The 13594-nt window shown below is 73.0% G+C and carries 10 protein-coding genes; all 10 read right to left on the bottom strand.

The features are described from left to right. A partial coding sequence (gene ftsZ, locus E1285_RS37035; protein WP_132159260.1) for a cell division protein FtsZ occupies window positions 1-1012 on the bottom strand: 1012 nt, incomplete at its 3' end. 495 nt (window positions 1013-1507) lie between these two features. Further along, window positions 1508-2287 (bottom strand): FtsQ-type POTRA domain-containing protein, encoded by a 780-nt coding sequence (locus E1285_RS37040; RefSeq protein ID WP_132159261.1) that lies wholly within the window; start codon window positions 2285-2287, stop codon window positions 1508-1510. Between the two features lie 81 nt (window positions 2288-2368). Next, window positions 2369-3778: a UDP-N-acetylmuramate--L-alanine ligase gene (murC, locus tag E1285_RS37045; RefSeq protein ID WP_132159262.1), complete on the bottom strand. Its 1410-nt coding sequence runs from the start codon at window positions 3776-3778 to the stop codon at window positions 2369-2371. After that, window positions 3775-4869, bottom strand: coding sequence for an undecaprenyldiphospho-muramoylpentapeptide beta-N-acetylglucosaminyltransferase (murG, locus tag E1285_RS37050; RefSeq protein WP_132159263.1), 1095 nt, complete (start codon window positions 4867-4869; stop codon window positions 3775-3777). The genes murC and murG overlap by 4 nt, the downstream gene beginning before the upstream one ends. A gap of 143 nt (window positions 4870-5012) precedes the next feature. Next, a complete protein-coding gene (gene ftsW, locus E1285_RS37055; protein ID WP_132159264.1) occupies window positions 5013-6269 on the bottom strand; it encodes a putative lipid II flippase FtsW in 1257 nt (418 codons plus the stop codon). Window positions 6270-6271: 2 nt separating this feature from the next. After that, the gene (murD, locus tag E1285_RS37060; protein WP_132159265.1) at window positions 6272-7792 is read right to left on the bottom strand and encodes a UDP-N-acetylmuramoyl-L-alanine--D-glutamate ligase; all 1521 of its coding nucleotides are present in this window, start codon (window positions 7790-7792) and stop codon (window positions 6272-6274) included. After that, window positions 7774-8832 (bottom strand): phospho-N-acetylmuramoyl-pentapeptide-transferase, encoded by a 1059-nt coding sequence (mraY, locus tag E1285_RS37065; RefSeq protein ID WP_132159266.1) that lies wholly within the window; start codon window positions 8830-8832, stop codon window positions 7774-7776. Before mraY ends, murD begins: the two co-directional genes overlap by 19 nt. Next, window positions 8829-10226 carry a UDP-N-acetylmuramoyl-tripeptide--D-alanyl-D-alanine ligase gene (gene murF, locus E1285_RS37070; protein ID WP_132159267.1) on the bottom strand — a complete coding sequence of 466 codons (1398 nt, stop codon included), beginning with the start codon at window positions 10224-10226 and terminating at the stop codon, window positions 8829-8831. Before murF ends, mraY begins: the two co-directional genes overlap by 4 nt. Further along, window positions 10223-11758 carry a UDP-N-acetylmuramoyl-L-alanyl-D-glutamate--2,6-diaminopimelate ligase gene (locus E1285_RS37075; protein WP_132159268.1) on the bottom strand — a complete coding sequence of 512 codons (1536 nt, stop codon included), beginning with the start codon at window positions 11756-11758 and terminating at the stop codon, window positions 10223-10225. Before E1285_RS37075 ends, murF begins: the two co-directional genes overlap by 4 nt. Before the next feature lie 81 nt (window positions 11759-11839). Next, the coding region (locus tag E1285_RS37080) for a penicillin-binding protein 2 (protein WP_243723310.1) at window positions 11840-13594 on the bottom strand (1755 nt) is incomplete at its 5' end.

Consider the following 13594-nt stretch of genomic DNA (forward strand, 5'->3'; position numbering starts at 1 on the left):
GCGGTACGGGGCGCGGCGGCGGGGGCAGCCTCTTGCTCTCGGGTTCCGGGGCCGGCTTAGCAGGGCGGCCCTCGTCAAAACCCGCCGCGATCACCGTGACCCGGACCTCGTCGCCGAGCGCGTCGTCGATGACCGCGCCGAAGATGATGTTCGCGTCGGGCGCGGCGGCGTTGGACACCAGCTGCGCCGCCTCGTTGATCTCGAAGAGGCCGAGGTCGGAGCCGCCGGAGATGGACAGCAGCACGCCGTGCGCGCCGTCGATGCTGGCCTCCAGCAGCGGGCTGGAGATCGCCATCTCGGCCGCGGCGACGCTGCGGTCGTCACCCCGTGCGGAGCCGATGCCCATCAGCGCCGAGCCGGCGCCGGACATCACGGACTTGACGTCGGCGAAGTCCAGGTTGATCAGGCCGGGCGTGGTGATCAGGTCGGTGATGCCCTGCACACCGGACAGCAGCACCTGGTCGGCGGCCTTGAACGCGTCCAGCACGCTGACCTGCCGGTCGGAGATCGACAGCAGCCGGTCGTTGGGGATGACGATGAGGGTGTCGACCTCGTCGCGCAGCGTCTCTATGCCGGCCTCGGCCTGCATGGCGCGGCGCTTGCCCTCGAAGCTGAAGGGGCGGGTGACGACGCCTATGGTCAGCGCGCCGAGCGAGCGGGCGATGTTGGCCACCACGGGGGCGCCGCCGGTGCCGGTGCCGCCGCCCTCTCCGGCGGTGACGAACACCATGTCGGCGCCCTTGAGGACCTCTTCGATCTCCTCGCGGTGATCTTCGGCGGCCTTGCGGCCGACATCGGGGTTGGCGCCGGCTCCGAGCCCGCGGGTGAGCTCGCGGCCCACGTCCAGTTTCACATCGGCGTCACTCATCAGCAGCGCCTGGGCGTCCGTGTTGATCGCGATGAACTCGACGCCCTTGAGTCCCTCTTCGATCATCCGGTTGACGGCGTTGACGCCGCCGCCGCCGATGCCGACGACCTTGATGACCGCGAGGTAATTCTGCGGTGCTGCCACGACGAGGGGCCTTTCCGCTCTATCCGACCGCCCTGCACGATCTGCCGACCGTGCCGCCGCGGTTTTCCTGACCTGTCTGCTGCTTGCGGGCCGAGCCCCGGGCCGATCCGGTTCGAAGACCGGTCCCCCCTGAACCCTCACCCTCAACTTGAGGCTTACAGTTATGTCAACCTGAGGACTGATACGGACAGTAGGGCGGCCTTACGGCCAGGGTCAACTAACCTCCCCCCAACTCCACCGGCGTGTCGCACTGGACGCAGGTTTGCCCAGGTTGGCGAAGGAGATCTGGGAGTTCCCGGACCGTGCACGCCGCCGTCCACCAGCTGCCGCCTCCCGCCGTCCGTATCGTTGCCGCCGATGTCCGGGCGACCGTTCCAGCGTGCCCCATCGGGCCGCCGGAATCGCCGCGCAACACGCACCGGACCCGAACGGCATGACAAACGGACTTCCCCGCGAAGCGCCCGGCGGTCCGGCGGGGTGCGCCGCACGGCATGCTCACTTCGTCTTGAGCACCTCGGGGGAACTGACGTCGGCCGTGCTGACGGCCCGCCCCGCCGCCGTGCGCCACAACGCGTCCAGCAGCCGGATCTTCTCCCCCGCCCGTTCCGCGGCGCCCCACTCCACCGTCTGCCCGCTCGCCATGTGCAGGGTGACCGCCTCGGGACCGGTGGCCGCGACCTCGCGGAGCTGCTCCTGTATCCGTTCCGGCAGGTCGGACAGGACGGTGAGGGCGGCCAGCGTCGCCTTGTCGGACGGCCCGGGAGAGGCGACGGCCAGCGTCGGGAGACCGGACGGCCTGGACTCGCCGTCGGCCACGACGACGCCGTGCCGGTCGATGAGGTGGTGGCGGCCGCCGCGTTCGAAGACCGCGGCCGGCACCCGCTCGCGGACCACGATGCGGACGGTGCCCGGCCAGTGCCGCTGGATCTCGGCCGACTCCACCTCCCGGAGCCGCTCGACCCGTTCCCCGATATCGCCGGTCGCCAGCCGCGCCATCGGCTTGCCGAGGCTGATCCCGGCGGCGTCGACGACGCGGTCGCGGGGCGCCAGGCTCGTCCCGGTCACCTCGACGTGCCGCACGACCAGCAGCCGCGAGCCGAGCAGCACCCAGGTCACCGCCGCGAGCGCGCCGAGCACCAGCAGCGAGACGAAGACCACCTTCCAGCGTCCCGGACGGCCGCGCTCTCCGCCACGGGCCGTGTCCGGCGCCTGCTCCTCGTCCGGCTCGGGCTTCCCGTCCCGCACGGCTCGTTGGCCCGTCCGCGCCTCGGTCATGACCCAAGCTTGGCAGTCCCCGCCCCGCCCGCCGCCGACCGCGCCGGCGGCGGCGTGTCCCCGCCGGACCGAGCCCGCCGCTCACGCCCCCGCGAGGCGCTCCAGGACGAGCGGGCCGAGCTGGGTCACGTCCCCGGCGCCGAGCGTGATGACGACGTCGCCGGGCCGCGCCAGCGCGGCCGCGATGCCGGGCACCTCGTCGCGGACGGGCGCGTACACGGTCTCGGTGCCGGCGGGGACGGCGTCGGCGACGAGGGCGCCGGTCACGCCGGGCTCCGGGTCCTCCCGGGCCCCGTAGACGTCCAGGACGACGGCGGCGTCGGCGAGGCCGAGCGCCGCGCCGAACTCGGCGGCGAAGAACCGGGTGCGGCTGTACAGGTGGGGCTGGAAGACCGCGACGATCCGGCCGCCGCCCTCCTTCTCCCCCAGGTAGTCGCGGGTGGCGTCCAGGTCGGCGGTGAGCTCGGTCGGGTGGTGGGCGTAGCTGTCGAACACCTCGACGCCGCCCGCCTCGCCCTTGCGCTCCAGCCGCCGCATCGCGCCGCCGAACGCGGCGAGGCCCGCCCGGACCGGCGCGTCGTCCAGGCCGAGGGCCTGCGCGACCGCGACCACGGCGGCGGCGTTCAGCGAGTTGTGCCGCCCGGGGACGCCCAGCGCGACCTCGCCGATCCCGTCGATCTCGAACCGGGAGCCGAGCCCGCGCGGGGTGAATCCGGTCACCCTCAGGTCGGCGCCCGCGGCCTCCCCGTACGTGCGGACGGTCAGGCCGCGCGCCCGCGCCCGTTCCGTCAGTTCCATCGCGACGGGGTCGTCGGCGCCGACGATGAGCGTCCCGCCCGGCTCGACGCGGTCGACGAATTTGCCGAAGTTCTCCTTCACCATCTCGAAGCCGCCGTAGTTGTCGAGGTGGTCGGCCTCGACGTTGGTGACGACCGCGATGTGCGGGGTGTACATGAGGAAGGAGCCGTCGCTCTCGTCGGCCTCGGCCACGAACACGTCGCCGGTGCCCTCGTCGGCGCCGAGGCCGGTGGTGACCAGCTGCCCGCCGATGCAGTAGGACGGGTCGGCGCCCGCGTGCTGGAGCGCGACCGTCAGCATCGAGGTCGTGGTGGTCTTGCCGTGCGTGCCGGCGACCGCGACCGCGCGGCGGCCCGCCATCAGCGAGGCGAGCGCGGCCGAGCGGTGCAGGACCCGCAGGCCGCGCTCGCGGGCCGCGGCCAGCTCCGGGTTGGCGTCCCGGATCGCGGTGGACACGACCACCGTCTCGGCGTCGCCCAGGTAGGCGGCGTCGTGCCCGACGAAGACCTTGGCGCCGAGGTCGCCGAGCTGGGTGAGCAGCTCGGAATCGCGGGCGTCGCTGCCGGAGACGGCGAGACCGCGCCGGAGCATGATGCGGGCGATGCCGGACATCCCCGCCCCCCCGATCGCGATGAAGTGGACCCGGCCGAGCTCGCCGGCGGGCACGACGTCGCGCGGATCGATCAGGCTCATCGGCCGGTGCCCGACGAGCGGACCACGTCGTAGACCATCCGGGCGAGCGCGACGTCGGCGTCCCGCCGGCCCATCCGCCCGGCGGCCTCCGACATGTGCGCGACCCGGCCCGGGTCGGCCAGCACCGGCAGCACGTGCTGCACGATCCATTCCGGGGTGAGGTCGGCGTTGTCGACGAGCATGCCGCCGCCGGCCTCGACGATCGGCTCGGCGTTCAGCCGCTGCTCGCCGTTGCCGATCGGCAGCGGCACGTACACCGCGGGCAGCGCGACCGCGGCCAGCTCCGCGCACGTCATCGCGCCGGCGCGGCACATGGCCATGTCGGCGGCGGCGTAGGCGAGGTCCATCCGGTCGCAGTACGGGATCGTGACGTACTGCGGGCCGCCGGACACCGGCTCGGGCTCCTCGGTGTTCTTCGGCCCGACGATGTGCAGGACCTGGATGCCCGCCTGCCGGAAGGCCGGCGCGGCGGCCACCGCGGCCTGGTTGAGGGACCGGGCGCCCTGCGAGCCGCCGAAGATCAGCAGGGTGGGCAGGTCGGGCAGCAGGCCGAAGTAGGAGCGGGCCTTGTCGCCCAGGGCGAGCCGGTCGAGGGTGGCGATCTCGCGGCGCAGCGGGATGCCGACGAACGTGGGGTTCGGCAGCGGCGAGTCGGCGTGCGACACCGCGACGTGCTCGGTGAAGCGGGCGCCGAGCTTGTTGGCGAGGCCGGGCTTGGGGTTGGCCTCGTGGACGATGATCGGCACCTTGCGCTTGCGCGCGGCCAGGTAGCCCGGCGTGGCGACATAACCGCCGAACCCGACCAGGATGTCGGCCTGGGCCTGGTCGAGGACGGACGCCGCCGCGTTGATCGCGCCGCGCAGCCGGCCGGGGACCGACAGCAGCTGCGGGGTCAGCGTGCGCGGCAGCGGTACCGGCGGGATCAGGGCGAGTTCGTAGCCGCGCTGCGGGACGAGGCGGGTCTCCAGGCCCCGCTCGGTGCCGAGGCAGACGATCCCGGTGTTCGGGTCGTTGCGGCGCAGCGCGTCGGCGAGTGCCAGGGCGGGCTCGATGTGTCCGGCGGTGCCCCCGCCGGCCAGGACAACCCTCATGCTGGTTGACAACTCCTCAGCGTGTTCGACTTGTCGGGTGCCGCGCGTCCGGCGCGCAGGCGCGCTCGTGGACGCGGCGTCTCCGGCACCCCGGAGGGGGCCGAGTCAATATGGGGGGACCCCCCGAACCCCCCGGAAGGGGTTCAACGCCGTGCCAGACCCAGCCAGCTTAGAGCCCTCACGACCGGTCCGGGACCCCGTGCGGAGAGTGCCTGCCGCGCGCCGGGCTCACGTTTGGCGAAAGCGAGCAGCATGCCCAGCGCGAACAGGCTCGGGATCAGGGCCGAACCGCCGTAGGACACCAGCGGAAGCGGGATTCCGGTGATGGGCAGGACGCCGATCACGGCGCCGATGTTCACGACGGCCTGCACGACCAGCCACGCCGTGGCGCCCGCCGCGGCGAGCCGGGTGAACGGGTCGTTGACCCGCCGGGCGATCCGCAGGCCCGCGTAGGCGAGCAGCCCGATCAGGGACAGGACCACCAGGGTGCCGACGAGGCCGAACTCCTCCCCCACGATCGCGAAGATGAAGTCGGTCTCGGCGTGGGGCAGGTAGTCCCATTTGGCGCGTCCTTCCCCGAGGCCGGTGCCGAACAGGCCACCCGAGCCGATCGCGTACAGGCCCTGCATGCCCTGGTAGTTGTCGGTGAGCTGGTTGCCGGACGGGTCGAGGAACCCGGTGAGGCGCCTCATCCGGTACGGCTCCACGACGATGAGGATCGAGACCAGCACGCCCACGAGCCCGGTGATGCCGACGAACAGCCGCGCGGGGGCGCCGACGACCCACAGCAGCCCCAGGAAGATCGCGAGGAGCACCAGCGTGGTGCCGAGGTCGCTGCCCAGCATCACCAGCAGGACCAGCACCCCGGCGCCGGGCATCAGCGGGACCAGCAGCGGGCGCCATTCGGTCAGCTGCCCCAGCCGTTCCTTGCGGGCCAGCAGGTCCGCGCCCCACAGCACCAGTGCGAGCTTGGCCAGTTCCGACGGCTGGATCTGCACCGGCCCCAGGTCGATCCAGCGGGTGGCGCCGCCCGCGCTGCGGCCGAGCCCGGGGACCAGCACCATCATCAGCACGACGATCGAGAGCAGCAGCAGGGGGTAGGCCAGCGCGCGGAACGTCTTCACCGGCAGGCGGGACGCCAGCCACATGCCGGGCAGCCCGATCGCCATCCACAGCGCCTGCTTCTGGAACAGGGTGAAGGCCGAGCCCGTCGCCTGGAGCTGGTTGACGCTGGACGCCGACAGCACCATCGTCAGGCCGAGCGCGAGCAGCATCACCGTGCAGCCCAGCACCAGGTAGTAGGACGTGAGGGGACGGTCGAGCAGCCCGATGGCGGCGACCACCTGCTCGCGCGGCCCCGGGCGCCCGCCGTCCTCCTCTTCGGCCGGTACGGCGGCCATGCCTACCGGGGGTTCCGGGGGTCGTCCCCCGGGCTGGCATGGGGGTTCCGGGGGTCGTCCCCCGGGCTGGCATGGGGGTTCCGGGGGTCGTCCCCCGGACTGGCATGGGGGCTCCGGCCGGCGAGGCGTTCGACGGCGGCGATGAAGGCGTCCCCGCGGGCGGGGTAGTTGGCGAACATGTCGAAGGACGCCCCGACGGGGGCGAGCAGCACGGTGTCACCCGGGCGCGCGAGCCCGGAGGCTTCGTTGACGACGCGGTCCATGGCCCCAGTGTCGGTGTCGGGGACGTCCACGACCGGGACATCCGGAGCGTGTCGCGCCAGTGCCTCGGCGATCCGGTGCCGGTCGCGTCCCATCAGCACGGCGCCGCGCAGCCGACCGGCGCATGTGCGCACCAGGTCGTCGACGTCCAGGCCCTTAAGGAGGCCGCCGGCGATCCACACGACGGGCTCGTAGGCGGCCAGGGACGCGGCGGCCGCGTGCGGCTGCGTCGCCTTGGAGTCGTTGACGTAGGTGACGCCCGCCACGTCGGCGACGTGCTGGATGCGGTGCGGGTCGGGGACGAACGCCCGCAGCCCCTCGCGGACGGCCTCGGGCGGCACCCCGAACGCGCGGGCGAGGCCGGCGGCGGCCAGCGCGTTGGCGACGTTGTGGGGCGCGAACGGGCGGACGTCGGCGAGTTCGGCGAGTTCGGCGGCCTGGCCGGCAGGGTCGCCGGTGAACGCCCGGTCGACCAGCAGTTCCTCGACGACGCCGAGTTCGCCGGGGCGCGGGACCCGCAGCGTGAAGCCGACCCGCCGCTCCACGTCCGGGGCGCGCTCGGCGAGGGCGGCGGACGTGTCGTTGTCGGCGTTGAAGACCGCGACGCATCCCGGGGCGAAGATCTTGGCCTTGGCGTCCACGTAGGCGTCCATGGAGCCGTGCCAGTCGAGATGGTCGGGCGCGACGTTCAGCACCGCGGCCGCCTCCGGCGCGAGCGAGCTGGACCAGTGCAGCTGGTAGCTCGACAGCTCCACCGCGAGCACGTCGTACGGCCCGGCGACGGCATCGACGATGGGCGTTCCGACGTTGCCGACGGCGAGGGCGTTGTGGCCGGCGGCGGTGAGCATGCAGGCCAGCATCCGGACGACGGTGGTCTTGCCGTCGGTCCCCGTGATGGCCAGCCACGGCGCCGCGTCCCGCGGGCGGAGCCGCCAGGCGAGCTCGACCTCGCCGATGATCTCGATGCCGGCCGCGGCGGCCGCGGCGAGCAGCGGCACGTCCGGCCGCCAGCCGGGCGAGGTCACCACCAGGTCGGTGCCGTCCGGCAGCCGCTCGCCGTCGCCGAGCCGGACCGCGATCCCGCCGGCCTCCAGCTCGGCGGCGTGCCCGCGCTGCTCCTCGCCGTCGCGGGCGTCCACGACGGTGACGCGGGCGCCGTGCCCGGCGAGCGCGCGGGCGGCGGAACGGCCGGACACTCCGAGCCCGGCGACGCAGACGGCTCGGCCTTCAAGGCGGTGATCACTCAACTCTTCGGCATCCATTCCAGGTAGAACAGGCCGATGCCGATGGCGACGAACAGCGCCGACATCAGCCAGAAGCGCACGACGATCGTGGTCTCGGCCCAGCCGGACAGCTCGAAGTGGTGCTGCAGCGGGGCCATCTTGAACACGCGTTTCTTGGTCAGCTTGAACCCGCCGACCTGGATCATCACCGACAGGGTGATCATCACGATCAGCCCGCACAGGATGGCGAGCAGGAACTGGGTGCGGGTGAGGATCGCCAGGCCGACCAGCACGCCGCCGAGGGCCAGCGAGCCGGTGTCGCCCATGAAGATCTTCGCGGGCGGGGCGTTCCACCACAGGAACCCGAACACGCCGCCGAGCACGGCCGCGGCGACCACCGCGAGGTCGAGGGGGTCGCGGACGGTGTAGCACTTGGGGTCGAGCGCGAACTCGCAGCTGTTGCGCAGCTGCCAGTTGCCGATGATCACGTAGGCGGCCAGCACCATCCCGGCCGGGCCGGCCGCGAGACCGTCCAGGCCGTCGGTGAGGTTGACGCCGTTGGACATCGCCGCGATCAGCAGCAGCGCCCAGATCACGAACAGGTACGGGCCGATCGGGGGCCCGAAGTCGCGCAGGAACGACAGGCTGTCGGCGGCGGGGGTGACCTGGTAGCCGTTGGGGAAGTTGAGCGACCCGACGGCGAACACGACGCCGACGAGGATGATGCCGATCATCTTGGCGCCGCTGCGCAGCCCGAGGCTGCGCTGCTTGAACACCTTGATGTAGTCGTCGACGAACCCGACGAGGCCGAGACCGGCCATCAGGAACAGCACGAGGATGCCGGAGATGGTCGGCGGGTTGCCGGTGAACAGGTGCGCCACCGCGTACCCGACGAGCGAGCCGACGATGAAGACCGTCCCGCCCATCGTGGGGGTACCGCGCTTGTTGAGGTGGGCCTCGGGGCCCTCGTCGCGGATCATCTGGCCGTAGCCGAGCCGGTTGACGATCCGGATCCACGCCGGCGTGCCGACCATCACGAAGATCAGCGCGGCGCCGCCGGCGATGATGATGTTGGTCATCGGGCGTCCTCCGCGAGGATCGCCTCGGCCACCCGTTCCAGCCCCGCGACGCGAGAGCCCTTCACCAGCACGACGTCATGCGGCACCAGCCGCTCGCCGAGCGCGGTGACCGCCTCGCCGACGTCATCCACCTGCACGCATTCTCCCGTCCATGACCCCACCTGCCCGGCCCCGTCCGCCATCGCCGCCGCGTTCGCGCCGACGACCACGAGGCCCGCGACCCCGCTGCGCGCCGCATGCTCCCCGATCTTGGCATGTTCCGCCGCGGACGAGGCGCCGAGTTCGGCCATCTCGCCCAGCACCGCGTACGCGCGGCGGCCCCGCGCCATGTGGGCGAGCACGTCGAGGGCGGCGCGGGTCGAGTCGGGATTGGCGTTGTAGGCGTCGTTCACGACCGTCACCCCGTCGGCTCGCTCGGTGACCTCCATCCGCCACCGGCTGACCGGCGTGGCCTGCGAGAGGGCCTCGGCGATCTCGGCGGGCGCGAGCCCGGCCGCGCGGGCCGCCGCGGCGGCGGCGAGCGCGTTGGGGACGGCGTGCGAGCCGTGCAGGAGCAGCGCGACCGGCGCCGAGCCCTCCGGTGTGACGAGGGTGAAGCGGGGCCTGCCCTGCTCGTCGAGCGTCTCGTCCTCGGCGCGGACGGACGCGTCCGGGGAACGGCCGAAGGTGACGACCTCGCCGGGTGTGCGCGGCGCCATGGCGGCGACGAGCGGGTCGTCGGCGTTCAGGACGGCGGTGCCGCCCGGCCGCACCGCCTCCACGATCTCGCCCTTGGCGCGGGCGATGTTCTCGCGGCCGCCGAACTCCCCGACGTGCGCGGTGCCGACGTTCAGCACCACGCCGACGTCGGGCGGCGCGATCCCGGTGAGGTAGGCGATGTGGCCGATGCCGCGGGCGCCCATCTCCAGGACGAGATGCCGGGTCGCGGGGCCGGCGCGCAGCACGGTGAGCGGCAGCCCGATCTCGTTGTTGAACGAGCCGGGCGGGAAGACGGTGGGGCCCGCGCGGCCCGCGAGCCGCCCGATCAGGTCCTTGGTGGAGGTCTTGCCGGCCGAGCCGGTGACCGCGATGACGGTCACGTCCGGCAGCCGGTCCAGCACGCCCCTGGCCAGCCGTCCGAGCGCCTCCTGGACGTCGGCGACGACCACGCACGGGCCGGCGGCGCCCCCGGTCTCCACCGGGCGCTGCGCGAGCACCGCGGCGGCGCCGGCCGCCAGGGCGGCGGACGCGAAGTCGTGCCCGTCGGCGCGCTCGCCCTTGAACGCCGCGAACAGCGCCCCGGGCCCCGCCTCGCGGGAGTCGATGACGACGGGACCGCTCACCACGACGTCCGGAGGCCCGTGGAGGGTGCCTCCCGTGATCTCCGCGATCGTCGACAGCGGAAGTGGGATCACGCCTGCGCCCCGTCCCCTCTTGTCCCTCTTGTATGGCGCCGGAGCGCCTCGCGGACGACCTCGCGGTCGTCGAACGGCTGTACCTCGCCCGCGACGTCCTGGCCCTGCTCGTGGCCCTTGCCCGCGACGACGACGACGTCGCCGCGGCGGGCGCGGCCGACGGCCAGCGCGATCGCGGCGGCACGGTCGGGCTCCACGACGATGTGCGCCCGCTCGGGCTGCGGCACCTTCAGCCCGCCCTCGACCATAGCGGCGAGGATCGCCAGTGGATCTTCCGACCTCGGGTTGTCGCCGGTGAAGTACGCCCGGTCGGCGAGGCGGGCGGCGGCCTCGCCCATCAGCGGGCGCTTTCCGCGGTCGCGGTCGCCGCCGCAGCCGAGCACGACGGTGAGGTCGCCCTCGGTGACGGGCCGCAGCGCGGAAAGGACGGCCTCGACCGCGCCGGGCTTGTGGGAGTAGTCGACGAGGGCGACGAAGTCCTGGCCCTCGTCGACGCGTTCCAGCCGGCCGGGGACGCCGGGCAGCGACGCCACCCCGCGGACGGCGGCCTGGAGCGGGATTCCCGCCTCGACGAGCGCGACGATCGCGGCGAGGGCGTTGGCGACGTTGAACGGCCCGGCGAGCCGGACCTCGCCGTCGGCCTCGATGCCGCCGGGCCCGACGACGCGGAACACGCTGCCGTCGGCGCCGACGCGCACGTCCTCCGCGCGCCAGTCGGCCGCCGGGTCGCCGGACGCCGAGAACGTCGTCGCCGGCACGGTGGCGATGTCGAGGAGCTCTCGGCCGTAATGGTCGTCGAGGTTGACGACGCCGACGCGGGAGTACTCGGGCGTGAACAGCCGGGCCTTCGTGAGGAAGTAGTCCTTCATGGTCGGGTGGTAGTCCAGGTGGTCCTGGGACAGGTTCGTGAACACCGCGACCTCGAACGCCGCGCCGCCGACCCGCCCCTGGGCGAGGGCGTGGCTGGACACCTCCATCGAGGCGGCGCCGACGCCCCGCTCGCGCATCATCGCCAGCAGCGCGTGCAGGTCGGTGGACTCGGGCGTGGTCAGCGCGCTCGGCACCTTGTCGCCGGCCACCCGGATCTCGACGCCGCCGACCAGCCCGGTCTCGACGCCGGCGGCGCGGAGCCCCGCGTCCAGCAGGAAGACCGTGGTGGTCTTGCCGCTGGTCCCGGTGACGCCGATGAGGATGATGTCGCCTCCCGGCTCCCCGTACACCCAGGACGCCGCGTCGCCGAGCCGCGCGCGGACGTCGGGCACCACCAGGACCGGCAGGCCGGTCGCCGCCGCCCGGTCGTACCCGTCGGGGTCGGTGAGGATCGCCGCCGCGCCCGCGTCCGCGGCCTGGGCCGAGAACTGGGCGCCGTGTGCGCGCGCGCCGGGCAGCGCCGCGTAGATGTCGCCGCGCCGCACCGCCCGCGAGTCGTGCGTGATTCCCGAGGCCGACACCGCGTCCCAGCCGGTCTGCTCGATCCCGAGAAGCGCCGCGAGTCCGTTCAGCGGACGGGCCGGACTGGTTGTGGGACGCATGGCGTTACTTTCGGTGCGAGCGGTACGGGACTGCTGGGACACGGGTGGTGGACTCACAGGCGAGGAGGGTACTCGCTGCCGTCAGTCCCGGGCGTGGATCTGGACGATCGGCGGGCGGCTCCCCGTCGGCGGGATCTTCTCGGACTGCAGGGCGAAGCTCATCACGTCCTTGAAGACCGGCGCGGCCGCATCGCCACCATAGTGGCTGCCCCGCTTGGGGTCCTGCAGGACGACCTGGACGACGAGCTGCGGATCGTCCGCGGGGGCGAAGCCCGCGAACGACGCGATGTAGCCGCCGCCGTCGTAGCAGCCGCAGCGCGGGTTGACGATCTCCGCGGTGCCCGTCTTGCCGGCGACGCGGTATCCCTCGATCTGGGCCTTGGGCGCCGTGCCCTCGTCCGTCGTCACGCCCTCCAGCATGTCGCTGATCTGCCTGGCGGTCTTCGTGCTGATGACGCGCTTGCGCTCCGGCGCGGGCGACGGCGTGAACGTCTCGTCCTCCCCGACGGTGCCCGCGACGATGGCCGGCGCGACCCGCACGCCGCCGTTGGCGATGGACGCGTAGACGCTGGCCATCTGCACCGCGTTCACCGAGACCGTCTGCCCGAACGCGATCGGGTACCGGTCGGTGCCCGACCACTGGCCGGGCGGCTTCAGCAGTCCGGGCGTCTCCCCGGGCAGCGGCAGGCCGGTCTTCGCACCGAACCCGAAGTCGCGGAGCGTCTGGTGGAGCTGCTGCCCGGTGATGCTCTCGCTGGCCATGATGGTGCCGACGTTGCTGGACGTGGCGAGGACCCCGGCGAAGGTGAGCCGCTCGGTGGGGTGCGGGTGCGAGTCGCGGAAGACGACGTCGTACTTCTTGATCTTGTCGGGGACGGTGTAGGGCGTCTTCGGGGTGACCCCGCCCTTCTCCATGACCGCCGCGGCGGTGACGACCTTGCCGGTGCTGCCCGGCTCGAACGCCTCCTGCACCAGCGGGCTGCCCCACAGCGCGTCGTCCGACTCGGCGTACTGGTTCGGGTCGAACCCGGGCGCCGAGGCCATCGCGAGCATCTCGCCGGTGCGCGGGTCCATGACGATCACGCTGCCGCTCTTGGCGCCCGACGCCTTGACCTGCTTCTCGATCGCCTCCTGCGCCTTGAACTGGAGGTCGCGCTCCAGCGTGAGCCGCACGCCGCGGCCCGGCTCGGAGGGACGCTTCTGGTCCTTGCCCATGGGGATGTGCTGGCCCCCGGGGCTGATCTCCACCCGCTGCCAGCCATCTCGCCCGGCGAGCACGTCGTTCATGGAGCTCTCCAGCCCGGCGGCGCCCTTCCCCGTGTCGTTCACGAACCCTATGACGCTCGCGCCCAGGGAATCGTTGGGGTACTCGCGGCGATACTCCGGCAGAGTCCCGATTCCGGGAAAGTCCCACGAGGTGATCAGCCGTGCCTGGTCGGGCCGGACGCCGTGCGCCAGGTACACGAACCGCGTTTCGGGCTTGCTGATCTTCTTCATCAGCGTCGCCGGGTCCAGGCCGAGCGTCGGGGCCAGCGCGTTGACGACCGGCTGCCGGTCGTCCGCCTCGATCAGCGACGGGTCGGCGTAGATCGCCCGCGCCTCCACCGTCATGGCGAGCGGGTTGCCCTGCGCGTCGGTGATGTCGCCGCGGGTCGCGGGCAGATCGATCCTCTGCAGGCGCCGCTCCATCGCCTCCGCGGTGTACCGGCCGGACTCGATCGTCTGGAGCTGCACGAGCCGCCCGGCGAACAGCGACAGCACGAAGGCGATGACCAGCAGCGCGGCGTTCAGCCGCTTGAGGGGATCGCGCCGGTGGAACGGGGGGCGGGTCCGGGG

The organism is Actinomadura sp. 7K507 (assembly GCF_004348425.1).
Lineage (GTDB): Bacteria > Actinomycetota > Actinomycetes > Streptosporangiales > Streptosporangiaceae > Spirillospora.

Coding starts and splice junctions, on each gene's coding strand:
- E1285_RS37040 (WP_132159261.1), bottom strand. CDS start 2,287: ATGACCGAGGCGCGGACGGGCCAACGAGCCGTGCGGGACGGGAAGCCC.
- murC (WP_132159262.1), bottom strand. CDS start 3,778: ATGAGCCTGATCGATCCGCGCGACGTCGTGCCCGCCGGCGAGCTCGGC.
- murG (WP_132159263.1), bottom strand. CDS start 4,869: ATGAGGGTTGTCCTGGCCGGCGGGGGCACCGCCGGACACATCGAGCCC.
- ftsW (WP_132159264.1), bottom strand. CDS start 6,269: ATGGCCGCCGTACCGGCCGAAGAGGAGGACGGCGGGCGCCCGGGGCCG.
- murD (WP_132159265.1), bottom strand. CDS start 7,792: ATGGATGCCGAAGAGTTGAGTGATCACCGCCTTGAAGGCCGAGCCGTC.
- mraY (WP_132159266.1), bottom strand. CDS start 8,832: ATGACCAACATCATCATCGCCGGCGGCGCCGCGCTGATCTTCGTGATG.
- E1285_RS37075 (WP_132159268.1), bottom strand. CDS start 11,758: ATGCGTCCCACAACCAGTCCGGCCCGTCCGCTGAACGGACTCGCGGCG.